Raw genomic sequence first — 25,058 nt, 5'->3', positions numbered from 1 at the left:
GTGCCGCCCCACCCCGGGCGCCGGTGGCGTTCGCCACGACAGCCCGCGCGGGTCCTCACGGAGAGTCGTGAGGCAGCATTCCCCATGCACGCAATGTGCTCACGAGGTTGTCTGTCAGCTCGTCGTGGTACTCCATCCGAGTGAGCTCGGCACGGTCGACCCACCGGGCGTCGGAGGCGTCGTCTCCTGCGGTCAACCGCCCCCCACGGACGACGCAGCGGTAGTCGTGGATCAGGTAGGGCTCGCGCGTCACACGGCCCACGAGTGCGCCCGCCTCGACGGTCAGCCCGGTCTCCTCGGCAAGTTCCCGCACGACCGCGTCGCGGTCCGTCTCGCCCGGCTCGACCCGTCCTCCCGGCAGTGACCAGCGGCCCCGCGCAGGTTCGTTGGCCCGCCGGATGAGCAGCAGCCTGCCGTCGGTGTCGTGCACGATGCCGCCGACACAACGGATGTGGTCCATGCCGTCCTCTGTCCCTCCGCCGCGGTCGGCGAGCCGTCGTCTCCGTGTCGCCGGGCCGCGGGACGGGCCGGGGCGGCGCCGCGTGTCGCCGCGACGGTCGCCCCTCCGGTCACGATGCGTAGCGATCACGCTACGATCGCCGCGCGTACTGCCCCAAGCGCAGGACTTACCTCCCGTAGCGACAGGTAGTGCGGTACAAACTTAGTGGCACCTCACCCAACAGGTCCAAGCAACTGGTCTGCACTCGAGAGACGGGATTGATCGCCGTGAACGCGAAGAAGCTCGCAGGAATTGCCGCTGTCGCGTTGGTTCTGTTCTTCGTGATCGCGCAGCCAGGTCAAGCTGCGGGTTTTGTCAACAACATCATCGGCTTCCTGCGCGACGCCGCCGAAGCCGTGATCACGTTCGTCAGCAACATCTTCACCTGACACGCGTTACCCTCGGTCCATGTTCGCTCCACGCGATCCAGACGAGTACCTCCTCGACACCGAGCGCCGGGTGATTCGCATCCGACGCCATTGGGCGTGTCTGGGGTGGAACGTGTTCGAGGCCATCGCCATGATCGCGATCTGCGTGATGATCTCGTACATCCTCCCGCCGTCGATGTGGGTCGTACAGAACCTGCTCTGGTACGCCGCCCTGGGCGTCGTGCTCTGGTTCGCGTACAAGGTCATCGAATGGTGGGTCGAACGGCTCGTCGTGACCGACAAGCGGTTCATCATGACCACCGGTGTCTGGACCACGCAGGTGCTGATGATGCCGATCACCAAGGTCACCGACCTCACCTACGAGCGGACGTTCGGTGGGCGCATCTTCGGTTACGGCACGACGGTCATCGAATCCGCCGGTCAGATCCAGGCGCTGAACAAGATCCGGTACCTGCCGGAGCCCGAGAACTTCTACGACACCATCTCGGAGCTCGTGTTCGGCGACAAGCAGAAGCAGGCCGAGCGGTTCTCCATGATCAAGGCCCAGCGCGCCGCGCGCGGCAAGAAGGTCCGGGGCTGACCCGGACGGTCGTCGCAGCACACGGTCGCGCTTCGCGGGCCGCCGCGGCGCCTGCCGTGGGGTCACCGGGCCTGCGTGTTGGACAATGGTCGTCGTGCGCATCGACCTGCATACCCATTCGACCGTCTCGGACGGCACGGACGGCCCGGCCGACCTCGTCGCCGTGGCGGCCGCCGCCGGGCTCGGTGTGGTGGCACTGACCGACCACGACACGACCGCGGGCTGGCAGTCCGCCGCCGATGCGCTGCCGCGGGGCATGCGGCTCGTGCCGGGCGCGGAACTGTCGTGCGAATCCGACGACGGCCGGGGCGGTCGGGTGAGTGTGCACCTGCTGGCCTACCTGTTCGACCCCGCGGCCCCGGCCATCGTGGCCGAGCAGCGCAGGCTGCGGGAACAGCGACGGTCACGGCTGCGGACGATCGCCGGGCGGATGGCGGCCGACGGGCTGCCGGTGGACGCCGACGAGATCCTGGCTCGGCTCGGACCGGACGCCCCGGCGGGTCGGCCGCACCTGGCGCAGGCACTGGTGCGTGCCGGGCTGTGCGAGACGGTCGACGAGGCGTTCGGAAGCTACCTGGCGGGCGGTCGCGGGTATTCGGTGGCGCGCAGGGACACGCCCGTCGAACGCGCCATCGACATGATCGCCGAGGCAGGCGGCGTGACGGTGCTCGCGCATCCGTTCGCGTTCCAGCGCGGGCCGACCGTGTCGGCCGAGGTCATCGAGTCGTTGGCGCGCCGCGGGCTCACCGGCGTCGAAGTGGACCATCCCAACCACGACGGCCGCACCCGGGACGAACTGCGTGCACTCGCGAAGGACCTCGGCCTCGTGCGCACCGGGTCGAGCGACTACCACGGCACGAACAAGTCGATCGCGATCGGCCAGGAGGTCACGGCCCCGGAGGAGTTCGACGCCCTGATCGCCCAGGCCACGGGCACCGACGTCGTGGTCGGCGGCCCGAGGCGGCGGTGATGGACTACTTCAACCTGACGCTGTTCACCGAGGCCCTCATCACTCTCGTCGTCATCATGGACCCGCCCGGCACGGTGCCGGTGTTCCTGAGTCTCGTGGGCCGCAAACAGCCGTCGGCGCGGGCGCGGGCGGCGTTGCAGGCGGTGCTGGTGTCGTTCCTGGTGGTCGCGCTGTTCGCGGTCGCGGGACAGGCGATCCTCGCGTATCTGGGCATCGGCATCCCGGCGCTGCAGGGCGCCGGTGGGTTGCTTCTGCTGCTGGTCGCGCTGGACCTGCTCACGAGCAAGGGCGGCAGCGAACCCGAGGTGGCCGACGACGTGAACGTCGCGCTCGTGCCGCTGGGGACTCCGCTGCTGGCCGGGCCGGGTGCCATCGCGGCGACGATCGTGTTCGTCCGTGAGGCCGACGGCGATCCCGCCGGGTACATCGCGCTGGCGAGTGCCATCGTGGCCGTGCACCTGATCATCTGGGTGTGCATGCGTTACTCCGGCGTGCTCATCAAGGTGCTGCGGGAGAGCGGTATCACGCTGCTGGCGAAGATCGCGGGTCTGCTGCTGGCGGCGATCGCGGTACAGCTGGTGGCGGATTCGGTGCGCGGCTTCATCGCCGGCGCGTGAGGTGTCGGGGACTGTCGGTACGGTGCGCGGGATGGAGCAACTGGGGTTCGACTTCGGTGTGATGCCGCGGCGCCTGATGAAGGTGACGCCGGCGCGGCTGTCGACGTTCGAAGACTGTCCGCGCCGGTACCGCCTGGCGTACGTCGACCGGCCGACGCCGCAGCGCACGGGGGCGTGGGCGCACAGCACGCTCGGCGCGGTCGTGCACAACGCCCTGCGCGCCCTGTTCGACCTGCCCGCCGCCGAGCGCACTCCGGGCCGCGCCGCCGCGCTCGTGGGACGGCACTGGACCGGCGCCGGGTTCGCCGACTCCGACCAGGCCGCCGAGTACCGGCGACTCGCCAAGGACTGGGCCGCCCGATACGTGTCCGAGCACGACGTGAGTGACGAGCCCCGCGGGGTCGAGCGGTGGGTGTCGGCGCCCGCGGCGGGCGGCGACGGTCCACCGTCGATGATCGTGGAAGGCCGCGCCGACCGAATCGACGAGCGTGACGGCGAGCTCGTGGTCGTCGACTACAAGACCGGCAGGCGCGCACCCGACGAGCCGGAGGCACGCTCGTCGCAAGCGCTTGCGTTGTACGCCGTCGCCGCAGAACGGACCCTGCACACACCTTGTCGGCGCGTCGAGCTGCACCATCTGCCGAGTGGCACGGTCGTGGCGGCCGAGCACACCGCCGACAGCCTGCGCAGGCAGCTGACCCGCGCCGAGGAGACGGCGGGCGACCTGCAACAGGCCACCGATAAGCTGGCCGACGGCGGCGATCCCGACGAGCTGTTCCCCGCACGAACCGGACGGCGGTGTTCGTGGTGTGACTTCCGCCCGAGCTGCTCCGCCGGGCAACAAGCGGCACCGGCCGCGCGGTCGTGGGACCTGCTCGCCCCACTCCGAGACGACCCCGGTGACGCCGACGGCGCCGACGGGGACGGTGGCTCGGCCGGCGGTGAACGCGGCGAGGGTGGCACTCCGGAGCGCGCCGCGGCCGGGGTGGACCGATCATCAGGGGGGGTGTCGTGACCCGGGCTCCGGGCTGGACGAGGACGACCACAGCCAACGACCGCACCGAACCACTGGAGACGCCCGTGAGCGAGCCGGACAGACCGGGGACGGGCGGGCGCGTGTGGCGGGGCCTGACGGGCTCGGTCGCCGCGGGATTCGCGTTGCTGGCCGTCGTCGTGCTCGTGGTCGCGTTCGCGACCGACAGCGGGCCCGGGACCGACGTGGTCGTGTGGCACGTGCTCGGTGCGGTGGCGGCGATCGCGATCCAGTCCGTGGTGGTTGACCGGGCACGGGGAGCGGTCGCCGGCCTGGCAGGTGTCGGCGTGGTCGGCATCGCCGGTGTCGTGCTCTGGATCTGCTGGTGGGCTTGAGGCTGAGTAACTGTCGGCCTGCTCGGCGAGGGCGCTGGAATTCCGAGGGGTGACAAGGGCCGCTCGGGAGCGCGGACCGGCTGGTTCAGTCGATGGTTTTGATGGCCCGGGCGGGGACTCCTGCGGCCACGGTGCCGGCAGGGACATCCCGGGTGACGACGGCGCCTGCGGCGACCACCGCACCGGCCCCGATGGTCACAGAGACACCTCGAGGTCATGCTCCTGGTGCGGACCTCCCGCGGCTCTCGGACGACTCTGGACGGACGGATTCTCCTGCCGCACGCAAAGAACGTCCTCAAGGCTCTCGATCAGGCCGAGCAGGCCGTGCGTCCCGGCAGCAGGCCGTTGCGCGTCGATGTCCTCAACCGGCGTATCGCTCCTGCCCAGGCCGTATACCGGTTCTACCGTTCCCAGCAGGAGATGAACCTGGACGCGGTCACGCTGAGCGGGGACAACGCCGCCCAGGCCGCTCAGGCCGTGCTCGACGGAACGGTCGACGCATCGTTCCGCGCCCTGCCGGCATCCCCGCTGCCGGCGGGCATCAAAGCCGAACGACTCCTGGACGTGCCGCTGGAGCTCCTGGTCGGGCCCGGCCACCCGCTGGCGAACGAGTCGTGGGCCAAACCCGCGGACCTGGTCGGCCACCGCATCTGGATCCCCGGGATCAGACCGGGGTCGGAGTGGGAGGAGTACTACCGGGTGCTATCCGAGGCCTTCGGGCTGAGCATCGACGCATTGGGGCCCCACTTCGGTGACGAGGCACTGATGGACGCGCTGGCCGAGTCGGCCTCGCTGGGCACTCTCGTCGGCTGTGGGGACCGGTACCTGTGGCCCGGGAGTCACGACCTGAGACGCATCCCGTTGCGCGCACCCACACCCGTCTACCCGCACACTCTGCTGTTCCGCAGCGGAGACCGGCACCCACTGCTGGCCGCACTACGCGATCATCTGCGCATCACACGGCCGCGAACCCCGGACGATGCATGGACACCGGACCTGGCGGTTTCCTGAATACGCAACACCCGCCCCCGAAACCGCAACACGGGTCCCGCAAGGCGCAACACGCGCCCCGGAAGGCGCAACACGGGCCCCGGAAGGCGCAACACGGGCCCCGGAAGGCGCAACACGCGGGCGGTCGACGGCGTCGACAACCGTTAGAGCCAGGTGTGCCACTCGGTGAGGAGGACGTCGAGAAGGAAGTGCGGGTTCTCGGTGTTCGGGGAGTGGGCGGCGCGGGGGACCACGGTGAACGTCGCGGCGAGCCTGCGGGCCATGTCTTTCTGCAGGTCGACGGGCCAGGCGTCGTCGCGTTCGCCGGTGACGACGAGTGCGGGGCGATCGCCGAGTGCGGCGGCGAGTTCCTCGGTGCGGTCCGGTTCGCTGCGCAGGCCTCGTGCCATGCCCAGCAGTCCCGCGGCGGCCGAGTTGACGAACCGCCTGCGCAGGAACTCGCGCAGTTCGGCGGCGGGCAGGCCACCGAGTTGCTCGCGAATCGCGTACACGGCTTCGACACCCTGGGTGCGCAGCAGCGGCTCGCCCGCTTCGAGCGCCTGGGTGCGCAGGCCGTGCGGCAGCCGGGAGGGGCCGCTGTCGAGCAGGGTGAGGCCGGCCACCGGGGCGCCCGCGAGCACGGCGCCACGCGAGACCAGTCCGCCGTAGGAGTGGCCGAGCAGCAGGACGGGGCCGTCGAGTGCGGTGATCAGCTCGGCGACGACCTCGCCGAGCCGGTCCGGCAGGTACGCGGTTTCGTCGTCGGGGCCGGGGGACTCGTACTGGCCGGGCAGGTCGATCGCCAACGGGTGCAGTCCGCCGTCGGCGATGCCGTCGAGCAGTGGCGCGAAGTCCTCTTTGGACCCGGTGTAGCCGGGTACGAGCAGTGCGGTGCCCGCGACGTCGGCGGGTTCGGGGCCGGACAGCGCGGCGATGCCGCCCGGCAGGTCGATCCGCGTGCCGCCGTGCGGCGACAGCTGGGAGAACGCGGTCGTGCGGGGGTCCCCGGTCATCGCAGTGCCACCACCTCGTCGCCGCGGCGTTCGAGCACCACGGGGCCCGCGGTCGCCATGTGGATCGGGCCTCGGTAACCGCCGCGGTCGACGGCGATCGTGCGGACGGTGTCGCCACTCGCGGCGTCGAGCACGGCCAGCCCGCCACCGACCGGGGCGAGGTACCGGCCGGCGTACGCCGTGCCCGGCCCGCGCGTGTTGTGCACGGTCCACTGCGGAGTCAGGTCCGCCGTGGACAGCGCCATCGTGCGGGACCCCGTGAACCAGTAGACGTTCTTCGGGCCGCGGGCGGTGGGCATCACGCCGTCGCGCGGTTCGCGGTCCAGATCGGACTGAGGAAGGTCGAGCGGGTAGCGGGTCCTTTCGCGGCCCTTCGCGTCGTACAGCACGAGTTCCCTCGCCTCGGGCAGCAGTACCGCCGAACCGCCGGGCACCATCGCGACGAGCTTGGCGCCCCGCTCGGGAAGCGTCTGGGAGAACTCCTGCTCCGGTTGGTCGGACTCCTCCGGCGCGGCCTTGAGCACCGTCAGCAGCGCGCCGTCGCGGCCGGGGCAGCGTTCGATCACGCCGACGCGGCCCGACGCCGCGGCGACGGTGCCGTAGGTGCAGTTCGGCCGCGGCTGATAACCCGCGTTGACCTGGGCATACACGCGCCCGAACTCCATGCTCTTGACCAGGTCGTCGCGCCAGGTGTTGAGCACCCGGTCGCCGGTGGTGGTGACGTACCCGCCGTCGCCGACGAGCCGCGTGCCGTGTTCGGCATCGCCGTTGCGCTGGGCGGTGCGCTGACCCGTGCCGGCGTCGAGCTGGGTGACCTCGCTGCAGCCCGCGTCCGTGCGGTACACGGCCAGTGCGCGTTCCCATTCGGCGCCGACGGTGCACAACGGCAGGTCGCGGGCGTAGCGCCAGCGGACCTCGCCGGTGTCGGGGTCGCGGCCGGTGACCTCACCGTCGTGGCCGGTGATCACGGTGCCCGCCGTCGCGACGGGCACCGGGGTCGCGGAGCTCGGCGCCCGCCAAGCCTCGCGAAGGTCCGGGGGCACGGAGGCCGGTTGCGCAGGCACGCGTCCGGGCGCGGGCCCGGTCTCACTGATCGTGGCCCGACTGTCGCTGCCCGCCCAGACGACGAGGCCCGTCACGACGACCGCCACGCCGAGCAGCGCGGCGGCGACGCGGTCACGCCTGCGGTTCCACGGCGAGCGGCGGCTCCGCACCGTGGTGAGTGCGGAGCCGCCGTCGTGGGTCGTGTCGCCGGTCGTGGTGTCCGGGTCCGGCTCTGGTGATCCGGTGGAGCTCACGGACGTCAGTCTGCCGCGGCCGACGTTTCGCTCGTGTTGGCGGTCTGCGGCGTGTTGTCCTGCGGGGCCTCGGAGCCGGAACCGCCCCGGCCGCGCCCGCCACGGCGGCGCCGCCTGCGCGCGGGCCGCTGGCCGCCGTCGGCCTGGGCGTCGCCACCGCTGGTGGCGCCGTCGGCCGAGGCGTGGCTCTCGGTGGCGGGCTTCGATCCGCTGCCGCCGCCGCGGGTGCGGCGGCGCGAGCGCGACCGGCCGGAACCGGATGAGCCCGCGGGCGCGGTCTCGCCGTCGGACTGCGACTCGCCGCCCGCGGACTCGGCCGAACCGCCGTCCTCGGACAGGCCGCCGCGCGTGCGCCTGCGGGGCTTGCGGTTGCGCGAGCGGGATGCGCCGCTGTCGCGGGATCCGCCCCGCTCACGCCGCTTGTCACCCAGGTCCTCGGCGTCCTCAGCGGCCAGTCCCTCACGGGTGCGCTTGCTCAGCGGCAGGCGGCCCGTCGCGTCCGCGGGGATGTCGAGGTCGGAGAAGAGGTGCTTCGACGTCGAGTACGTCTCCACCGGCTCCGGCTGGTCCAGTCCGAGCTCGTCGGAGATGAGCTTCCACCGGGGGATCTCGTCCCAGTCGACGAGGGTCACCGCGACGCCCGTCTTGCCCGCGCGGCCGGTGCGGCCGATGCGGTGGACGTAGGTCTTCTCGTCCTCGGGCATCTGATAGTTGATGACGTGGGTCACGTCGTCGACGTCGATGCCGCGCGCCGCGACATCGGTGGCGACGAGGACGTCGACCTTCGAGGAACGGAAGGCGCGCAGCGCCTGCTCCCTCGCGCCCTGGCCGAGGTCACCGTGCACGGCGGCCGCGGCGAACCCGCGGTCGGTGAGTTCGTCTGCCACCTTCTGCGCGGTGCGCTTGGTGCGCGTGAAGATCATCGTCAGGCCGCGGCCCGAGGCCTGCAGCACCTTCGCGACCAGCTCGGGCTTGTCCAGCGAGTGCGCGCGGTAGACGAACTGCGTCGTGCGCTCGTGGATGGCGCCCGCGTCGTTCTCCTCGGCGCGGATGTGCGTCGGCTGGGTGAGAAACGTCCTGGCCAGGTTGATGATCGGCCCGGGCATGGTGGCCGAGAACAGCATCGTCTGCCGCTCGTCCGGCACCATCCGCAGGATGCGCTCGATGTCGGGCAGGAAGCCCAGGTCGAGCATCTCGTCGGCCTCGTCGAGCACCAGCGAGCGCACTTTGCCGAGCACCAGGTGGCGCTGTTCGGCGAGGTCGAGCAGCCTGCCGGGCGTGCCGACGACGATGTCCACGCCGCGCTGCAGTGCCTCGATCTGCGGTTCGTACGGCCTGCCGCCGTAGATCGACTCGACGGTGATGCCGAGGTTCGCGCCCGCCTCGGCCAGGTCCTTGGTGACCTGGACGCACAGCTCGCGGGTGGGGACGACGACCAGCGCCTGCGGCGTGCCGTCGCCGGGGGTCTCGAGCCGCTGCAGCAGCGGCACGCCGAACCCGAGGGTCTTGCCCATGCCGGTCCGAGCCTGCCCGATCACGTCGTCGCCCTTGAGGGCGAGCGGCAGGGTCAGCGCCTGGATGGCGAAGGTGCGGTGTTTGCCCGACGCCTCGAGCGCCGAGATGATCTCGGGCTTCAGGCCGAACTCGGCGAAGGCCGGAGTGTCGGCTTCCTCGGCGGGGCGGGAGACGTCGGGTGCGACATCGGTTGCGGGACCGCCTGCGCTATCGGCGCCTGCGGTCTGGTTCTGGTCCTGGATGATGGGAAATCGCCTCTCTCATACCGGCGCGCAAGCCAGGCATATACCGCGATGGCTCGACCACACTCACATCCGTGTTTTCGCGTTCGTGACCAGCGAAGAAATACGGTGTGGGAACATCGCCGAGGCGTGCACGCACATTGCTTCTCACCTTGCGTGTTCACCTGCCACGAATATGTCTTTCGCGGCGGTCCACGAGTGGTGAAAATCGCTCTCGGCTCCGAGTGTACAGCGAACACGCCGACATATCGTGACGCCCGCCGCAATTGATCACGTGTCGTTGGTAACTGCGGGCCGGTTTGCGCTCTCGACTACGGTGAACGTCGTGACGGAGGCGCGTGCGGAAATCAGTGACGGCGTGGTCGACCTGCTCGGGGTCCTGGCTTACGGGGAGTTGTCGGCGTTCGACCGGCTCGCCGAGGACGCGCGATCGGCTCCGACACTGGCCGGGCGCGCCGCGTTGGCGGCCATGGCCGGTGCGGAGATCGGCCACTACGAGATGCTCGCCAACCATCTGCACGCACACGGCGCGTCGGTCGAGGAGGCGATGCAGCCGTTCCGCAAGCACGTCGATGCGTTCCAGGAGTCGACGGCGCCGCGTACCTGGCTGGAGTCCCTGGTCAAGGCCTACGTCGTCGACAATCTCGCCGCCGACCTGTACCGGGAGCTCTCGACCGTGCTCGACGACGAGGTGCGCCGTCTCGTGCTCACCGTGCTCGACGACACCGGGCACTCGGCGTTCGCCGAACGGGAGGTGGCGGCCGCCATCGAGGCCGACAGCACCCAGCGCGACCGGCTGTCGCTGTGGTCGCGCCGGCTCCTGGGCGAGGCGCTGACACAGGCGCAGTACATCGTCGCCGAACGGGACGGCCTCGCCGAGCTCATCGTGGCGGGGTCGGTCGATCTGTCCGGGATCGCGGCGCTGTTCCGCAAGCTCCAGCAGGGACACGCCAAGCGCATGCAGGTCCTCGGCCTGGGCTGACTACGGCGCGCCTGGCCACCTCGGGCGCTTTCCTTGGTGCGGCGCGCTAGCCTGGGTGGGGAACGAACGGGCTCAATTTTTCGCAGCGGAGGTTGCACGTGGAGGTCAAGATCGGCATCAAGGACGCCCCGCGGGAGCTGGTGGTGTCCAGCGGCCAGACGGCCGACGAGGTCGAGAAGCTGGTTGCCGACGCACTGGGTGCCGAAGACGGCCTGTTCAGCCTGACCGACGACAAGGGCCGCAAGTACCTGGTCCCGTCCGACCGGATCGCGTACGTCGAGATCGCGCCGTCGGACGCTCGTCGCGTCGGCTTCGCGGTCGGCGGCTGACCCGCGGGCGGCCGACAGCCGGCCGCATCCGAACACCCGAACATCCGAACGCCGCGCCTTCCGAGGGGAAGGCGCGGCGTTCGTCGTGTGCGGCCGCGTCGGTCGACGCGGCCCGTGGGCCGGCGTGGACCGTTCGGACGTGCCCGTGGACGTGGTCCGTTCAGTGGGCGGTGGCCTCGACCTCGTCGAGCGTGGTCGGCACCGCGAACGGCGGGGTGCTCGTGCCCATGATCCGGTACCGGTCCCACGGGTCGGGGTCGGAGATCTCGCCGTCGGCGGCGGCCTCCGGCGTGGAGATCCGTACCTTGCGCTTCTTGCCCCCGGTCAGGGCCATGAGCTCGTCGTGGCGCTTGATCCGGCCGTACCAGTGGTAGTAGCCGTCGATCGGCTGGAAGTGGCCGCGCAATTCGACCTCGACCGTCAACTCGGTCTCGTTGACCAGCAGGGTGGCCGTGCCGGTGTAGCCGTCCTCGTCGTGTTCGCTCATCGTGCTGCTCCAGCTTCGTCGGTGGGGCCTGCGGTTCCGTCGGCGGGGTCTGCGGTGTCGTCGTCGCGGTTGAACTGGACGACCTTGTTGGTGTCGACCGGTCGGTCGGGGTCGATCTCGATGCCGTGCTGCCGGGCGAGTCCGTCGATGGCGGCCCAGATGATCTGGGTCAGGTACTCGACGACGGCGTCGCGGCTCATGCTGCGCTTGGCCAGCCACCATTCGCCGGTGTTGTGCACGAGCCCGACCACGCCGTGCGCCCACGGCTCGGCCGCGCCCGAATCCACGCTGAACATGCGCAGGTAGTCGCCGAGCAGTGCGGTCAGCGCGTTGGCGATGAGCGCCTTGTCCTCGGCGACGACGTCGGTGACGTCCGAGTCCAGCGGGCGGTCGGCGAACCGTCTGCGTGCGAGCAGCCGGTACAGGTTGGGGTGCTCCTCGAGGACGGTGAAGAACGCGTCGAGCGCCATGCGGATGCGGGGAACCGGGGCGAGTTCGGCGTTGATCGCCGGCATGAGGCGTTCGAACAGGATCTCGGTGCCGCGGTCGCCGAGCGCGAGGTAGAGGTCGGCCTTGTCCTCGAAGTGGCGGTACAGCACCGGCTTGGTCACGCCCGCCGCCGCCGCGACGTGTTCCATGCCCAGGTCGGGACCCTGTTCCTCCAGCGCGGCCAGTGCGGCGTCGACGAACTCGGCCCGGCGCGCGATGCGGTGCTTGCGCCAGCGGTCCTTCCTGGCATCACCGCTTCCGGGCGTGGCCTTGTCGGACGACTTCTTCTTGCTCGACTTGACAGGGTCCGGCATGCCTCGCATGCTACCAGAAGTAACTGTTACCGGAAGTTACATTAACCACGGAGCAGTCCTCACAGAGCCGTGAAAGGTGGTGGCCCGCGATGACGCGGACCCTGGGCGATGCCGGGCGCGAGAAGACGGCCGAGCGTCTTTTGAAGTCGTCGGCGAACAAGTTCTACGACCCCGAGGTCGACATCGACTGGGACGCGCCCCTCGTGGAGGGCAAGCGGTTCATTCCCGAGGAGCGGTCGAGCATCTACGGCACCGACCTCTGGGAGACCCTCACGCCCGAGCAGCGGATCGAGCTCGGCAAGCACGAGATGGCCAGCATCGCCACCAACGGCATCTGGTTCGAGGTCATCCTCATGCAGCTGCTGCTCAAGGAGGTCGACAACGGCGACCCGACCACGAGCCACGCGCAGTACGCGCTGACGGAGATCGCCGACGAGTGCCGGCACTCCACGATGTTCGCGCGCATGTCGAACACGTTCGGCTGCCCGCACTACGGTCCGGTGAAGTGGCGCCACAAGCTCGCCAAGATCCTGCCGATCATCGGCTACGGCCCCGCGCTGTACGGCTCGATCCTGATCGCCGAGGAGATCCTCGACCGGCTCCAGCGTGAGCAGATGAACGACCCGGAGATCCAGCCGCTGGTGCGCATGGTCAACCGCATCCACGTGCTGGAGGAGGCCCGGCACGTCACGTTCGCGCGCGAAGAGGTCACGCGTCGGATCAAGGGCATGGGCAAGGTCGAGCTGGCCTACCAGCGCTGGCTCATCGCGTTCGTGTCCTGGCACATCACCCGCAGCCTGGTGAACCCGTACGTCTACAAGGCCGTGGGCATCCGCCCGAGGGACGGCTACGAGGCGGCGCTGAAGAACCCGCACTGGCGGGCGACGCTGCTGTTCTCCGGCGAGAAGATCATGCCGTTCCTCGACGAGGCGGGCCTGGTCGGCGCTCCCGGCATGAGGCTGTGGCGCGGCGCGGGCCTGCTGCCGAACAAGTGAGGGCAGGTATGGCGACGACCACTGTCACCTCGTCGGACGGAACCCGACTCGCGGTCGAGACCTGCGATCCCGTCGGGGACGCGGGTTCCGGGGTGACGCTCGTGCTGGTGCACGGGTGGACCCAGGACCGGCGTACGTGGGACCGCGTGGTGGGCGAGCTCGCCTCGTCGGCGCGCATCGTGCGGTACGACCTGCGCGGGCACGGCGAGTCCGACCCGGCGGGACCGGACTCGGCGACGATCGACCGGCTGGCCGACGACCTCGCCGAGGTCATCGCCACGCAGGCGCCCGCGGGGCCGGTCGTGCTGGCGGGGCACTCGATGGGCGGCATGACGATCATGGCGCTGGCGGACCGGTACCCGGACCTGGTGGCACGTCGCGTCGCGGGTGCGGCGTTCGTGGCGACGTCGTCGGGGAACATGGACCGCGTCACGCTCGGCTTCCCGGGCGCGCTGGGCAGGGGTGCAGCGCGGCTGGAACGTCGGCTCGCGAAACTGCTGCTGGCGTACCGGACGGAGCGGCTGCCGGTGGGCGGTCCGCTCGCGACGGTCGGCGGCAGGCTGCTCGTGTTCGGCAAGCGGCCGCGGAAGGCCGACGTCCGTTCGGTCGCGGACCAGCTGCGCAAGGCGCACCCGCGTAGTGTCGGCGGGTTCCAGAACGCGATCTCGCTGCACGACCGCCGCACCGCGCTGGCGGCGCTGCGGACCGTGCCCACGGTGGTGATGGTCGGCGACCGGGATCGGCTCACGCCGGTCGAGCACGCGGAGGCCATCGCCGACGAACTGCCGGACGCGCGGTTCGTGCTGCTGCCCGGTGCGGGGCACATGATCACGCAGGAACGGCACACCTCGGTCGCCGAGGCCATCGGCGGGCTCGTCGCCGACGCCCACAGCTCCCACAGCACCAGCGCCGCTGCCGTGGATGCCGCAGCGGGTGGTGGTGCCGCCGGGGACGGGGCCGCTGGGGACGGAGTCGTCGCGGACGGCGGCACCGGGAGCGGCGGCACCGGGAGCGGCGGCACCGGGGACGGTGGCGCTACAGCGGATGGTGCAGCGGGAAGCCCGCACCGATCCCGCGCCACGCCAGCGTCGAGGTGAGCCGTACGGCGTCATCCCGGCTGATGTCGCTGTCCTGGTCCAGCCAGTAGCGCGCGCTGACCTGGCTCATGCCCACGAGGCCGACGGCCAGCAGCCGTGCACGCTCCGCGTCGAGCCCGGCGTCGGACATGATCGTCTTCGCGATCGCGTCCACCGTGGCGGTCGTCGCCCTGTCGACGGCCTGCTGCACGTCGGGCTCGCCGCGGAGGTCGGATTCGAAGACCATGCGGAACGCGCCGACGTCACCGTTGACGAAGTCGAAGAACGCGCCGACGGCGTTCTGCACACGCTGTTTGTTGTCCGTGGTGGAGGCGAGCGCGCCCTCGACGGCCCGCACCAGGTCGTCGACGTGGCTCTCGAGCAGCGCGATGTAGAGGTCGAGCTTGCCGGGGAAGTGCTGGTAGAGCACCGGTTTGCTGACACCCGCCTGCTCGGCGATGTCGTCCATCGCCGCCGAGTGGTAGCCGTTGGCAGCGAACACCTGCTGTGCCGCGGCCAGCAGTTGGGCACGTCGCTGCGTGCGGGGCAGTCGCACGCCCTTGCCGTGCGCCGTGTCGGTCATCTTTCGCCTCCAGACTTCCCCGGGCACATTACTCGGCGGTATGTAAGTAACGCCAAACATCGAGTTCATACGGCATCCTGGACGTCGTGTCCGAGACCGCATCGACGACGAGTGCCCCGATTCCGCAGGACCGGCAGCGCCCGGCCGTCCCGCCCGTGGGGACGACCCGAGGGCCGTTGACGCACGTGCCGCTGTCCCGGGCGGCGCTGCCCGCCCACGACCCGATGTTGCCCCCGTGGGAGGGCTCGTGGGAAGCCGCCGCCGCGCCGGGTGACGGCGGGCACGGTAACGGCGGGCACGGTGACGGCGAGGTGGGCGACGAGGCAGGTGGCGTGCGGCTCCACGTGCGCCGCACCCCGGGCTGTGCCGACGAGACGGCCGTCTACGTCCACGGTCTCGGCGGGTCGTCGACCAACTGGACGGACCTGGCGGCGCAGCTGGCGCCGCACGCCGAGGGGATCGCGCTCGACCTGCCGGGATTCGGCTTCTCCCAGCCGCCGGCCGGGTTCCGCTACAGCCTCGACGCGCACGCCGACGTCGTCGCCCGCTACCTGGAGTGGCTGGGACGTCCGGTGCACCTGGTGGGCAACTCGATGGGCGGGGCGGTCTCGCTCCTGGTGGCGGCGCGCAGGCCGGAACTCGTGCGCACGCTCACGCTCGTCTCGCCCGCGATGCCCGACCGCAGGCCCGACCCGCGCAGGCTGTCCGACCCCCGGATGGCGCTGGCGATGCTGCCGGTGATCGGGACGCCCGCCCGCAGGCGGCTGGCGCGGCTGACGCCCGAGGAGCGCGCGCTGCAGACGATCCGTCTCGTCTACGCCGACGCCGACCGGTTCCCGCGCCACCGGCTGACCGAGCAGGCCGAGGAGTTCGCGGCGCGTTCGACGTACGCGTGGGCGGGTGCTGCGCTGGCACGCAGCACCCTGGAGATCTTCCGCTCGTGGTTCACGCCCGGGGCGGGTTCGCTGTGGTCGGCCGCGCCGCGGGTGCGGGTGCCGACGCTCGTGGTGTGGGGCACCGAGGACCGGGTGATCTCGGTGCGACGCGCCCGGCCGACGGCGCTTGCGATCCCGTCGGCTCGGCTGTTGGTGCTGCCCCGTACGGGGCACGTCGCCCAGATGGAACGCCCTGTGACCGTGGCGCGAGCCGTCCTCGGCATGTGGGAACACGTCGCCGACGGGCGCTGGTAGCCCATCGGGTGACACCGTGCCGGGCTCGGACGGTGTGGCAGGCTGGGCGGTGTGGACAGGGTGTCGCACGAAGCACGGCGGGACGGCGAGCGGTCCGGGTATTCCGGCCGCGGCCCCGGGCGTGTGCGGCACCAACGCACGCCCGGCGCGCGGCCGTTGGACGAACGCTACGGGCCCGGGGTCCGCAGGCCGGGTGAGCCGCTGCGGGCGTCCTGGCGGCCCCACGACGAGGACCCGGACGCGGAGCCGCTCGAAGGGCGCCGGGATGTGGCCGTCGACCCGGACGAGGAGGCGGCGGACGCCGACCCGGTACGCACCCGGAAGTCGAAGTCCGGCTTCCGCAGGGTCGTCGCCACCTACGGCTGGCGGGTGTATGCGATCCCGGTGCTGCTCGTGGTCACCGCGCTCGTCGTCGTGGACACCACCAAGACCGATCCCGACCAGCCGGGCGCCGAGGCGAGCGGTACGTCGGCCGCGGTCGGTACGAAGGAGTCCGGGGGCGGCGCGGGCGGGGTCGAGGAGATTCCGGCTGAGAAGCAGAACCTGAACATCCCCACCGCGGAACTGCCCGACGGAAGCGAGTTCACGCGCAGTGGGCAGGGCACGTGGCACGTGGTGCCGGGCGGTAGTGACCCGGTCGGCAAGGGCGGCAGGCTGCTGCACTACACGGTCGAGGTCGAGGACGGTATCGCCCCCGCCGACATCGCGGGCGAGGACAGCTACGCGGCCGCGGTGGAGGGCATCCTCTCGGACGACGAGCGCGGCTGGGTCAGCAGTGGCGACGTGCGGCTGCAGCGCGTCGACGACAGTGGACCCGAGCCCGACTTCTACGTGAGGCTCACCACTCCCGAGACGGCGAAAGACGTCTGCGGCGACGCGATTCCGTACCCGGCGTCGTGTCACGTCAATGGCGAGGTCGTGATCAACCTCGCCCGGTGGGTCCGGGGCGCGAAGGCGTTCAGCAGCGACCTGACGGCGTACCGTCAGTACGCCGTCAACCACGAGGTCGGTCACGCTCTCGGCAATGGTCACGTGGGGTGCGCCAAGGAGGGCGCGTTGGCGCCGGTGATGATGCAGCAGACGTTCGGCGTCGCCAACGACTACGTCGCGAAGCTCAACGACACGCAGGGCGGCGACGCGGGCAGTGTGCCTGCCGATGGCAAGACCTGCCGTCCGAACGCGTTCCCGAACCCCCAGGCCCAGTGAGCCGGATCTCGGGAAATCTGTCCAGGATGTGGACACCGGGAAGGTTCCGGGGCTCGGAGCGGTTATGAATGGATGGACTGCGACAAGCGCGAGATGGAGGACGTGATGTCGACTGCGCTGCCGCCGCTCGTCGAGCCGGCTGCCGAGCTGACCAAGGATGAGGTCGCCCGGTACAGCAGGCACCTGATCATCCCGGATGTCGGAATGGACGGGCAGAAGCGGCTGAAGAACGCCAAGGTGCTCGTGATCGGCGCGGGCGGGCTCGGCAGCCCCGCGCTGCTGTACCTCGCCGCGGCGGGAGTGGGCACGCTCGGCGTGATCGACTTCGACGTCGTGGACGAGTCGAACCTGCAGAGGCAGGTGATCCACGGTCAGTCGGACATCGACAAGCCGAAGGCCGTCTCGGCCCAGGAGTCGGTCGCCGAGGTCAACCCGAACGTCGACGTGGTGCTCCACCAGGAGCAGCTGACCAACGACAACGCCCTCGACGTCTTCCGCGACTACGACCTGATCCTCGATGGCACGGACAACTTCGCCACGCGGTACCTGGTCAACGACGCCGCGGTGATCCTCGGCAAGCCGTACGTGTGGGGCTCGATCTTCCGGTTCGAGGGCCAGGTCAGCGTGTTCTGGGAGGACGCGCCGAACGGTCGTGGCCTGAACTACCGCGACCTCTACCCGGAGCCGCCGCCTCCCGGCATGGTTCCGTCGTGCGCCGAGGGCGGCGTGCTGGGCGTGCTGTGCGCCTCGATCGGTTCGATCATGGTGACCGAGGCGGTCAAGCTCATCACCGGCATCGGTGAGCCGCTGCTCGGCCGGCTGATCAGCTACGACGCGCTGGAGATGAAGTACCGCGAGGTCAAGATCCGGAAGGACCCGGAGACCCCGAAGATCACCGAGCTGATCGACTACGAGTCGTTCTGCGGTGTCGTCTCCGACGACGCGCAGCAGGCCGCCTCCGGCAGCACGATCACGCCGGCCGAGCTGAAGGCCAAGTTCGACGCCGGTGAGAACTTCGAGCTCATCGACGTCCGCGAGCCGCACGAGTACGAGATCGTCAACATCAAGGGCGCGAAGCTGATCCCGAAGGATCGGATCCTGTCGGGTGAGGCGCTGGCGGAGCTGCCGCAGGACAAGCCGGTCGTGCTGCACTGCAAGTCGGGTCAGCGCAGCGCCGAGGCGCTCGCCGCCCTGCACAAGGCCGGTTTTTCGAGCGCATCGCACCTCGGCGGAGGCGTTTTGGCATGGGCGAAGCAGATCGACACGAGCTTGCCTACATACTGATAGGTGGCAGCGCCTGCTGAAGGCGTCGTCTTGTGCTGCCGGCTGAGACTTGCTCAGGCCATCTGGCCGGTTGCAGGGTGCGGCGGAGGCCCCGGAGCTGGAGACCCCAGCGCCGGGGCCTTCGTCTTTCTCGGGGTCGTCCTCGAGGCCTGCCTCTCGAGTCGGGCGGACGTCGGGCACGGCGTCCTCGGGTCACAGGCCGGTGTCGGTCGTGGGGTCGCTCACCCGCCCGTGTGGTGTCGGCGGTAACGTCGGTCGGCGTGGGGTATGCAGCCGAACGTCCGCCTGCGCACGTGCGCGCGGCTTTCGGCCTGACCGCGGCCTCCGACGACGACGGCGAGCAGCTGGCCGCGACCGTGTGGCGCTACGGCGACGTCGTCCTGCGGAAGGTCTCGGACCGGGCGCACGCCGTGTGGCTGGCACGCACGCTCGCCGCGCTCGACGCCCCCGGCCTGCGCATCGCGCGGCCGTTGAACACCACGGACGGCCGTTGGGTCATGGGTGGCTGGGCCGCGGCCCGGTTCGTGTCCGGCAGGCCCGAGAACCGCCCCGACGACACCGTGCTCACGGCGATCAAGTTGCACCGAGCCATGGCCGACCTGTCCGAGCCCGACTTCCTCGCGGGCAGGCAGGGGATCGCGGCGGACGCCGAACGCGTGGCCTGGGGCGAGGTCGACGTCGAACTCGACGAAGCCAAGGGTGGCCGCTGGTTCGAGATCCTCGCGCCCGCCCGCAAACCGTTGTCCTCCCGGCCGCAGCTGGTGCACGGCGAGCTGTTCGGCACCGTCCTGTTCGACGGTGACGCCCCGCCCGGCATCGTCGACCTGGTGCCGCATTTCCGGCCCGCGGAGTGGGGAGCCGCCGTCGCGGCGATCGACGCGGTCGCGTGGGGCGGGGCCGACATGACGCTGCTGCACCGCTGGTCGTACCTGCCGGACTGGTCACAGCTGCTGCTGCGGGCGACTCTGTTCCGGCTCGCGTATCACGCACGTCACCCCGGCTCGGCCGACGTCGAGGCCACCCGCCTGCGCGCCGCAGCCGCGGAGGTCAGCGAACTCCTGTAGGCGCAGGGCCCGCGTGCTCACCGCGTGCTCACCGCGTCCTCGCCGAGGTCGCGGAGCAACGTCAAACGCCTGAAACATCAGCGCACTTTCGGGTAACACGCGCTTCCTACCGTCGCCTGAACGCCGGCGACCAGCAGGAGGTGCCCGTTGACGCTGACAGCCGACACCCCGTCCGGGGCGGACGCGGCTCGTCCGTCCCGGCACGGCACGGACGAGCGGCCCGCCACATCGGACACGAACGGGGCGCGGACCGACACGCACTGCCCGTACTGCGCGCTGCAGTGCGGCATGTCCCTCACGGCGACCGCCGACGTCGCACCGACAGTCGAGGTCGCCCCGCGGGAGTTCCCCGCCAACCGCGGCGGGCTGTGCCAGAAGGGCTGGACGTCGGCCTCGCTGCTCGACTCCCCGGCGCGGCTGACGACCCCGCTCGTCCGCACCGGCGGCGAGCTGCGCCCCGCGAGCTGGGACGAGGCGCTGGACCTCGTCGCGGCCCGGCTCACCGAGCTGCAGGCCGAACACGGGCGCGACGCCGTGGCGATCTTCGGCGGCGGTGGGCTGACCAACGAGAAAAGCTACCTGCTGGGCAAGTTCGCGCGGGTGGCGCTCGGGACGTCGCAGATCGACTACAACGGCCGGTTCTGCATGTCCTCGGCCGCCGCGGCGGGCATCAGGGCGTTCGGCCTCGACCGGGGCATGCCGTTCCCGATGACGGACCTGGCGGGCGCCGACCTGATCGTGCTGGTCGGCTCGAATCCGGCGGAGACGATGCCGCCGTTCCTGCAGCACCTGCAGGGTGCGGCCGCCAAGGGTGGACTGGTCGTCGTCGACCCGCGGCGCACGCCCACCGCCGAGCAGGCCGACGTGCACCTCGCGCCCGCGCCCGGCACCGACCTGGCGCTGGCGCTCGGCGTGCTGCACGCGACCGTCGCCGAGGGGCTGCTCGACGAGGCGTACGTGGCCGAACGCACCGCCGGGTTCGACGACCTGTGGCGGACCGTCGCCCGGTACTGGCCCGAGCACGTGGAACGCATCACCGGCGTCAGCGCCGCCGACCAGCGCGCGCTCGCCCACAGGCTCGCGGCGGCACGCAACGCGTACGTGCTCACCGCGCGCGGCGCGGAACAGCACGCCACCGGCGTCGACACCGTGAGTGCCTGGATCGACGTGGCACTGGCGCACGGCCTGCCGGGCCGCCGCGGCTCCGGTTACGGCTGCCTGACCGGCCAGGGCAACGGCCAGGGCGGACGGGAGCACGGCCAGAAGGCCGACCAGCTGCCCGGTTACCGCACGCTCGCCGACCCGGCCGCGCGGGAGCACGTGGCGCGCGTGTGGGGCGTGGACGCGGATTCGCTGCCCGCGCCCGGCCGGTCGGCGTACGAGCTGCTCGACGCGCTCGGTGAGCCGGACGGGCCGAGGGCGCTGCTCGTGTTCGGCAGCAACGTCGTCGTGTCGGCGCCGCGTTCGCAGCGGGTGGCCGACCGGTTGGGTGCGCTGGACCTCCTCGTCACCGCCGACGTCGTGCTGTCCGAGACCGCCGCGATGGCCGACGTCGTGCTGCCCGTGACCCAGTGGGCCGAGGAGGACGGCACGATGACCAACCTCGAAGGCCGGGTGCTGCTGCGCCGCAAGGCGATCGACCCGCCGGACGGCGTGCGCAGCGACCTCGACGTCCTCGCCGGGCTCGCCGACCGCCTCGGCCAGCCTTCCGGCCGGTTCCCCGCCGACGCCGAGGAGGTCTTCACCGAACTGCGGGCCGCGTCGGCGGGAGGTCCCGCCGACTACGCGGGTGTGACCTACGAGCGGTTGCGCGCCGGCGAGGCGCTGCACTGGCCGGTGCCGGAGGCGGATCACCCGGGCACGCCCCGCATGTTCCTCGACGGGTTCGCCCACCCCGACGGCCGCGCGCGCTTCGTGGCCGTCGACCACACCGGACCCGCCGAGCCGCCGGACGCGGAGTATCCGCTGCAGGCCACGACCGGGCGGGTGTTGCAGCACTACCAGTCGGGCGCGCAGACGCGGGCCGTTCCGGAGCTGGCGGACGCGGTACCGGAGGCCCACATCGAGGTGCATCCGGACACCGCCGCCCGGGCCGGGCTCGACGCCGGTGAGGTCGCCACCGTCGAATCCCGCCGCGGCGCCGTGACCGCGCCGGTGCGGTGCGTGCCGTCGATGCGGCCGGACGTCGTGTTCGTGCCGTTCCACTTCCCGGGTGGGCAGCGGGCCAACCTCATCACGAACCCCGTGCTCGACCCGACCAGCCGGATGCCCGAGTTCAAGGTGTGCGCGGCCCGGCTGGTGCCGGCCGGTGCTCGGGAACACGTGGAGAGAGAGCCGGGGCAGCAGGAACCGGGTGAGGCGCTGTGACCGCGCGCAGAGTGGTCGTCCTCGGCTACGGCATGGCGGGCGCGCGGCTCGCCGACGAGATCCGCAACCGGGACCCGGAGGGGGAGCGGGTCGCGTTGACGGTCGTCGGCGCCGAGCCGCACCCCGCCTACAACCGGGTGCTGCTGTCGGCAGTGGTGGCGGGGACCATGCAGCCGGGGAGCGTGCGCCTGCACGACGACGGCTGGGCCGAGCGCAACCACGTCGATCTCCGGCTGAACGTGGCGGCGCGGCGCATCGACCGTCGCAACCGGACGGTCGAGCTGGACGACGGCACCGCCGTGGCGTACGACTCGCTCGTGCTGGCGACGGGAAGCAGGCCGTGGGTGCCGCCCGTGGACGGCCTCGTCGGCGACGACGGCGAGCTCGCCGAGGGCGCCCTGGCGTTCCGCAACCTCGACGACTGCGACCGGATCCTCGACGCGGCGAAGGTGGGCGCTCCGGTCGCCGTGCTCGGCGGCGGGCTGCTCGGCCTGGAAGCCGCACGCGGCCTCGCCGGCCGGGGTAATCGCGTGACGGTCGTCCACCCCGCGCCGTATCCGATGGAGCGCCAGCTCGACCCGGGGTCGGGCCGCGTGCTCGCCCGCACGCTCGAAGGGTTCGGCATCGACTTCCGCCTCGGCAGGGGCGCGGCGAAATACCTTCCCGGGGACGGGTTGAAGCTCGACGACGGCAGCCACGTCGAGGCGGACCTGCTGGTCGTGTCGACCGGGGTCCGCGCCGAGACCGGCCTCGCCGCCGACGCGGGACTCGACGTCGACCGGGGCGTGGTCGTCGACGACGCCCTGCGCACCAGTGACGGCCGGATCCACGCCCTCGGCGACTGCTGCAGGCACCCCGCGGCGCCGCCCGGGCTCGTCCAGCCCGCGTGGGAACAGGCGGGGGTGCTGGCCGACCTGCTCACCGGCGCCGATACCGCGTCGCGCTACAGCGGGACGTCCGTCGTCACGCGGCTCAAGGCGAAGGGCATCGACGTCGCGGCGCTCGGCGACACGGCGGTCACCGCGGACACGGCCGACGACGATACCGAGGTCGTGTGCCTCGACGATCCGACGCGTGGCCGCTACGCCAAGCTGGTGGTGCGCGACGAGAAGGTGGCGGGCGCCATCGTGCTCGGTGTGCCCGATGCGGCGGCGACGATCACCCAGCTCTACGACCGCGGGATGCGAATTCCCGAGGACCGGCTCGCGCTGCTGCTCGGCCGGGCCCTGCCGTCGGCGGCACCCGCGGCGGCCAGTCCGGCCGACCTGCCCGGTTCGGCCATCGTCTGCCGGTGCAACTCCGTCAGCAAGGCCAAGATCATCGAGGCCTACCGTGGCGGAGCGTCCACAGTGGATGAGATCGCGCAGCGGACCCGTGCGAGCACCGGGTGCGGCAGTTGCCGGGACGCGGTGTGCGGCATCGCCGACTGGCTCACCAGTACCGACTAGGCCCGGTGCGCGGCTCCCACCCGCGGGACGTTCCGCAGTGTGGCGGAATCCCGGCCGCGACCTCACAGCCACCGCCGCCCGCGGTGAGTACCAGGTAGCACGGCCGGAATCGCGCGCGCTGCCTCCGGAAACAGCCGATTCCTACCGTGATCGCACGTCACGTCGGGTGCGGCGACCCTGCGACGCCCGCCCCACGATGCCCGTCACGCCGAAGGAGACTTCCATGACGCTCGCACCAGAGAAACCGGCCGACGAGCACACGCTCGCCCGGCGACGAGGACGGTGGATCGACAACTGGGAACCCGAGGACCCGGGGTTCTGGAACGCCGTCGGCAAGAAGGTCGCCTGGCGCAACCTCGGCTTCTCGATCCTGGCCGAGCACCTCGGCTTCAACGTGTGGATCCTGATGAGCATCGTCGTGGTGAACCTGCCCGACGCCGGGGTGCACTTCGGAGTCGGGCAGACGTTCTGGCTCATCATCGTCCCGAACCTGGTCGGGTCCTTGCTCCGGGTGCCGTACACGTTCGCGATCCCGAGGTTCGGCGGGCGCGCGTGGACGACGGTCAGCGCGTCGCTGCTGCTGATCCCGTGCGTCATGTTGGTCGTCGCGGTGACCACCCAGGCACCGTTCTGGTTCTTCCTGCTCACCGCGGCCGCGATGGGCTTCGGCGGCGGCAACTTCTCGTCGTCGATGAGCAACATCTCGTTCTTCTTCCCCGGGGGCAAGAAGGGCTTTGCGCTGGGCCTCAACGCGGCGGGCGGCAACCTGGGCGTCGCCGTCACGCAGCTGTTCGTGCCACTGGTCATCAGCATCGGCACCGGCGTCAACCTCGCCTACGCGGCACTGATGTGGATGCCGCTGATCGTCGTCGCGGCTGTGTGCTCGTGGACGCTGATGGACTCCATCACCTCCGCCAGGCCGGACGGCAGCTCGTACCGCATCGCGCTGCGCAACAAGCACACGTGGGTCATGTCCTTCCTCTACATCGGAACGTTCGGGTCGTTCATCGGCTTCTCGTTCGCCTTCCCGTCGCTGATCCAGCTCACGTTCTCGGAGTACACCGCCTTCGTCGGGCTGGCGTTCCTCGGCGCACTCATCGGGTCGGCCACGCGGCCGTTCGGCGGGTGGCTCGCGGACCGGTTCGGCGGCGGGCGCATCACCCAGTGGAACTTCGCGGGGCTGGCGATCGGCACCGTCGGGGTGATGGTCAGCGTCGCGCAGCAGAGCTTCGCGCTGTTCTTCGGTTCGTTCATCCTGCTGTTCGTGCTGACCGGGATCGGCAACGGCTCGACGTACCGGATGATCCCGATGATCTTCGCCGAGGAGGCGAAGCGGAACGCCGGGGTCGACGCGGACCCCGACGCGGTCGCCAAGTCGGCCAAGCGGCAGGCGGGCGCGGTCGTCGGCGTCGCGGGCGCGCTCGGCGCGTTCGGCGGCGTGCTGGTGAACCTCGTCTTCAAATTCTCCCTCGAAGGCGGCGGCACGCTGACGCCCGCGCTCGTCGCGATCCTCGTCTTCTACGGCGGGTGCATGGCCACGACCTGGTGGTTCTACCTCCGCACGAGCTTCGCGGTGGAGCGCGCGCCGAGTCTCGCGTACGCGCGCGTGTGAGCACCGCGAGCGCGCGGGCCCTGCATCGGGTGTCGCCGCGTGCCCGCACCGGGTGTCACAGCCCCTGAGCGGGAAAGGGAACTGTTGGTAACGCCGCGGAAACACGGCGGAAGTGGTCCGGATACGACCACTGGTGAGCATGGAACGCAGT

Annotated in this window: 24 protein-coding genes and 1 pseudogene; 18 read left to right on the top strand and 7 right to left on the bottom strand. The window is 71.1% G+C overall.

The genetic code is table 11. The annotated features are described in order from the left end of the window. Nucleotides 1-55: 55 nt before the first annotated feature. Nucleotides 56-460, bottom strand: a complete 405-nt coding sequence (locus FHS23_RS18880) for an NUDIX hydrolase (RefSeq protein ID WP_183657704.1) — start codon at nucleotides 458-460, stop codon at nucleotides 56-58. A 266-nt stretch (nucleotides 461-726) separates the two neighbouring features. Between FHS23_RS18880 and FHS23_RS18875 the strand changes: the two genes are divergently transcribed. The 7 genes from FHS23_RS18875 (at nucleotide 727) to FHS23_RS18840 (ending at nucleotide 5,434) form a co-directional block, all read left to right on the top strand. Beyond that, nucleotides 727-888: a hypothetical protein gene (locus tag FHS23_RS18875; RefSeq protein ID WP_183657701.1), complete on the top strand. Its 162-nt coding sequence runs from the start codon at nucleotides 727-729 to the stop codon at nucleotides 886-888. 19 nt (nucleotides 889-907) lie between these two features. Then, on the top strand, nucleotides 908-1,468 hold the full coding sequence (locus FHS23_RS18870) for a PH domain-containing protein (protein WP_183657698.1): 561 nt from the start codon (nucleotides 908-910) through the stop codon (nucleotides 1,466-1,468). Nucleotides 1,469-1,553: 85 nt separating this feature from the next. Continuing rightward, the gene (locus FHS23_RS18865; RefSeq protein ID WP_183657695.1) at nucleotides 1,554-2,438 is read left to right on the top strand and encodes a PHP domain-containing protein; all 885 of its coding nucleotides are present in this window, start codon (nucleotides 1,554-1,556) and stop codon (nucleotides 2,436-2,438) included. Beyond that, nucleotides 2,438-3,055: a MarC family protein gene (locus tag FHS23_RS18860; RefSeq protein WP_221219797.1), complete on the top strand. Its 618-nt coding sequence runs from the start codon at nucleotides 2,438-2,440 to the stop codon at nucleotides 3,053-3,055. The genes FHS23_RS18865 and FHS23_RS18860 overlap by 1 nt, the downstream gene beginning before the upstream one ends. Nucleotides 3,056-3,086: 31 nt before the next feature. Continuing rightward, a complete protein-coding gene (locus tag FHS23_RS18855; protein WP_183657689.1) occupies nucleotides 3,087-4,070 on the top strand; it encodes a RecB family exonuclease in 984 nt (327 codons plus the stop codon). Between the two features lie 65 nt (nucleotides 4,071-4,135). Continuing rightward, entirely contained in the window at nucleotides 4,136-4,423 is a 288-nt protein-coding gene (locus tag FHS23_RS18850; protein ID WP_343054085.1) for a hypothetical protein, read from the top strand. A gap of 216 nt (nucleotides 4,424-4,639) precedes the next feature. Next, the gene (locus tag FHS23_RS18840) at nucleotides 4,640-5,434 is read left to right on the top strand and encodes a LysR family transcriptional regulator (RefSeq protein ID WP_183657686.1); all 795 of its coding nucleotides are present in this window, start codon (nucleotides 4,640-4,642) and stop codon (nucleotides 5,432-5,434) included. Nucleotides 5,435-5,577: 143 nt separating this feature from the next. On the opposite strand, the gene FHS23_RS18835 is transcribed toward FHS23_RS18840, so the two are convergent. The 3 genes from FHS23_RS18835 to FHS23_RS18825 are packed head-to-tail and all read right to left on the bottom strand — an operon-like array spanning nucleotide 5,578 to nucleotide 9,361. Continuing rightward, nucleotides 5,578-6,426: an alpha/beta fold hydrolase gene (locus tag FHS23_RS18835; protein ID WP_183657683.1), complete on the bottom strand. Its 849-nt coding sequence runs from the start codon at nucleotides 6,424-6,426 to the stop codon at nucleotides 5,578-5,580. After that, on the bottom strand, nucleotides 6,423-7,724 hold the full coding sequence (locus tag FHS23_RS18830) for an Rv3212 family protein (RefSeq protein ID WP_343054084.1): 1,302 nt from the start codon (nucleotides 7,722-7,724) through the stop codon (nucleotides 6,423-6,425). The genes FHS23_RS18835 and FHS23_RS18830 overlap by 4 nt, the downstream gene beginning before the upstream one ends. A 5-nt stretch (nucleotides 7,725-7,729) precedes the next feature. Then, nucleotides 7,730-9,361, bottom strand: a complete 1,632-nt coding sequence (locus FHS23_RS18825; protein ID WP_221219820.1) for a DEAD/DEAH box helicase — start codon at nucleotides 9,359-9,361, stop codon at nucleotides 7,730-7,732. Nucleotides 9,362-9,806: 445 nt separating this feature from the next. Here FHS23_RS18825 and FHS23_RS18820 point away from each other — a divergent pair, with 445 nt between their 5' ends. Next, nucleotides 9,807-10,463 (top strand): ferritin-like fold-containing protein, encoded by a 657-nt coding sequence (locus FHS23_RS18820; protein WP_183657680.1) that lies wholly within the window; start codon nucleotides 9,807-9,809, stop codon nucleotides 10,461-10,463. 98 nt (nucleotides 10,464-10,561) lie between these two features. Continuing rightward, complete coding sequence (locus FHS23_RS18815) at nucleotides 10,562-10,792, top strand: DUF3107 family protein (protein WP_183657677.1); 231 nt, start codon at nucleotides 10,562-10,564, stop codon at nucleotides 10,790-10,792. Nucleotides 10,793-10,952: 160 nt separating this feature from the next. Here FHS23_RS18815 and FHS23_RS18810 read toward each other — a convergent pair whose 3' ends face one another. Both FHS23_RS18810 and FHS23_RS18805 read right to left on the bottom strand, forming a co-directional pair. Beyond that, nucleotides 10,953-11,279, bottom strand: coding sequence for a DUF4873 domain-containing protein (locus tag FHS23_RS18810; protein WP_183657675.1), 327 nt, complete (start codon nucleotides 11,277-11,279; stop codon nucleotides 10,953-10,955). After that, nucleotides 11,276-12,091, bottom strand: a complete 816-nt coding sequence (locus FHS23_RS18805) for a TetR/AcrR family transcriptional regulator (protein ID WP_425501147.1) — start codon at nucleotides 12,089-12,091, stop codon at nucleotides 11,276-11,278. Before FHS23_RS18805 ends, FHS23_RS18810 begins: the two co-directional genes overlap by 4 nt. Before the next feature lie 80 nt (nucleotides 12,092-12,171). Here FHS23_RS18805 and FHS23_RS18800 point away from each other — a divergent pair, with 80 nt between their 5' ends. Together FHS23_RS18800 and FHS23_RS18795 are read left to right on the top strand one after the other, a co-directional pair. Further along, complete coding sequence (locus FHS23_RS18800; protein WP_183657671.1) at nucleotides 12,172-13,077, top strand: AurF N-oxygenase family protein; 906 nt, start codon at nucleotides 12,172-12,174, stop codon at nucleotides 13,075-13,077. Between the two features lie 8 nt (nucleotides 13,078-13,085). Continuing rightward, nucleotides 13,086-13,964: pseudogene (locus FHS23_RS18795) on the top strand (alpha/beta fold hydrolase); the annotation flags it as partial. 148 nt (nucleotides 13,965-14,112) lie between these two features. On the opposite strand, the gene FHS23_RS18790 reads toward FHS23_RS18795, so the two are convergent. Then, nucleotides 14,113-14,736, bottom strand: a complete 624-nt coding sequence (locus tag FHS23_RS18790) for a TetR/AcrR family transcriptional regulator (RefSeq protein ID WP_183657667.1) — start codon at nucleotides 14,734-14,736, stop codon at nucleotides 14,113-14,115. A gap of 86 nt (nucleotides 14,737-14,822) precedes the next feature. Between FHS23_RS18790 and FHS23_RS18785 the strand changes: the two genes are divergently transcribed. From FHS23_RS18785 to FHS23_RS18755, 7 genes are all read left to right on the top strand, one after another. After that, nucleotides 14,823-15,926 carry an alpha/beta fold hydrolase gene (locus FHS23_RS18785; protein ID WP_425501146.1) on the top strand — a complete coding sequence of 368 codons (1,104 nt, stop codon included), beginning with the start codon at nucleotides 14,823-14,825 and terminating at the stop codon, nucleotides 15,924-15,926. Between the two features lie 51 nt (nucleotides 15,927-15,977). Further along, a complete protein-coding gene (locus tag FHS23_RS18780; protein WP_183657665.1) occupies nucleotides 15,978-17,132 on the top strand; it encodes a DUF3152 domain-containing protein in 1,155 nt (384 codons plus the stop codon). A gap of 105 nt (nucleotides 17,133-17,237) precedes the next feature. Further along, nucleotides 17,238-18,416 carry an adenylyltransferase/sulfurtransferase MoeZ gene (gene moeZ / locus FHS23_RS18775; protein WP_183657662.1) on the top strand — a complete coding sequence of 393 codons (1,179 nt, stop codon included), beginning with the start codon at nucleotides 17,238-17,240 and terminating at the stop codon, nucleotides 18,414-18,416. A 260-nt stretch (nucleotides 18,417-18,676) separates the two neighbouring features. Next, nucleotides 18,677-19,480 (top strand): TIGR02569 family protein, encoded by an 804-nt coding sequence (locus tag FHS23_RS18770; protein ID WP_183657659.1) that lies wholly within the window; start codon nucleotides 18,677-18,679, stop codon nucleotides 19,478-19,480. Nucleotides 19,481-19,627: 147 nt separating this feature from the next. Continuing rightward, the gene (locus tag FHS23_RS18765; RefSeq protein WP_281372551.1) at nucleotides 19,628-21,847 is read left to right on the top strand and encodes a molybdopterin oxidoreductase family protein; all 2,220 of its coding nucleotides are present in this window, start codon (nucleotides 19,628-19,630) and stop codon (nucleotides 21,845-21,847) included. Further along, nucleotides 21,844-23,295 carry an FAD-dependent oxidoreductase gene (locus FHS23_RS18760; RefSeq protein ID WP_183657656.1) on the top strand — a complete coding sequence of 484 codons (1,452 nt, stop codon included), beginning with the start codon at nucleotides 21,844-21,846 and terminating at the stop codon, nucleotides 23,293-23,295. The genes FHS23_RS18765 and FHS23_RS18760 overlap by 4 nt, the downstream gene beginning before the upstream one ends. Nucleotides 23,296-23,518: 223 nt before the next feature. Continuing rightward, complete coding sequence (locus FHS23_RS18755) at nucleotides 23,519-24,907, top strand: MFS transporter (RefSeq protein ID WP_183657653.1); 1,389 nt, start codon at nucleotides 23,519-23,521, stop codon at nucleotides 24,905-24,907. The last annotated feature ends 151 nt before the right edge of the window (nucleotides 24,908-25,058 follow it).

The sequence above is a fragment of the Prauserella isguenensis genome (assembly GCF_014191605.1).
GTDB classification, from domain to species: domain Bacteria; phylum Actinomycetota; class Actinomycetes; order Mycobacteriales; family Pseudonocardiaceae; genus Prauserella; species Prauserella isguenensis.
Note: the sequence above shows the minus strand (reverse complement) of the source record. Positions and strands in the feature narration are given on the sequence as shown.

Bases quoted from the DNA above. Each gene is read 5' to 3' on its own strand.
- FHS23_RS18880 (WP_183657704.1), bottom strand. From the start codon at position 460: ATGGACCACATCCGTTGTGTCGGCGGCATCGTGCACGACACCGACGGC.
- FHS23_RS18870 (WP_183657698.1), top strand. From the start codon at position 908: ATGTTCGCTCCACGCGATCCAGACGAGTACCTCCTCGACACCGAGCGC.
- FHS23_RS18865 (WP_183657695.1), top strand. From the start codon at position 1,554: ATGGTCGTCGTGCGCATCGACCTGCATACCCATTCGACCGTCTCGGAC.
- FHS23_RS18860 (WP_221219797.1), top strand. From the start codon at position 2,438: ATGGACTACTTCAACCTGACGCTGTTCACCGAGGCCCTCATCACTCTC.
- FHS23_RS18855 (WP_183657689.1), top strand. From the start codon at position 3,087: ATGGAGCAACTGGGGTTCGACTTCGGTGTGATGCCGCGGCGCCTGATG.
- FHS23_RS18840 (WP_183657686.1), top strand. From the start codon at position 4,640: ATGCTCCTGGTGCGGACCTCCCGCGGCTCTCGGACGACTCTGGACGGA.
- FHS23_RS18835 (WP_183657683.1), bottom strand. From the start codon at position 6,426: ATGACCGGGGACCCCCGCACGACCGCGTTCTCCCAGCTGTCGCCGCAC.
- FHS23_RS18810 (WP_183657675.1), bottom strand. From the start codon at position 11,279: ATGAGCGAACACGACGAGGACGGCTACACCGGCACGGCCACCCTGCTG.
- FHS23_RS18805 (WP_425501147.1), bottom strand. From the start codon at position 12,091: ATGCGAGGCATGCCGGACCCTGTCAAGTCGAGCAAGAAGAAGTCGTCC.
- FHS23_RS18800 (WP_183657671.1), top strand. From the start codon at position 12,172: ATGACGCGGACCCTGGGCGATGCCGGGCGCGAGAAGACGGCCGAGCGT.
- FHS23_RS18790 (WP_183657667.1), bottom strand. From the start codon at position 14,736: ATGACCGACACGGCGCACGGCAAGGGCGTGCGACTGCCCCGCACGCAG.
- moeZ (WP_183657662.1), top strand. From the start codon at position 17,238: ATGTCGACTGCGCTGCCGCCGCTCGTCGAGCCGGCTGCCGAGCTGACC.
- FHS23_RS18755 (WP_183657653.1), top strand. From the start codon at position 23,519: ATGACGCTCGCACCAGAGAAACCGGCCGACGAGCACACGCTCGCCCGG.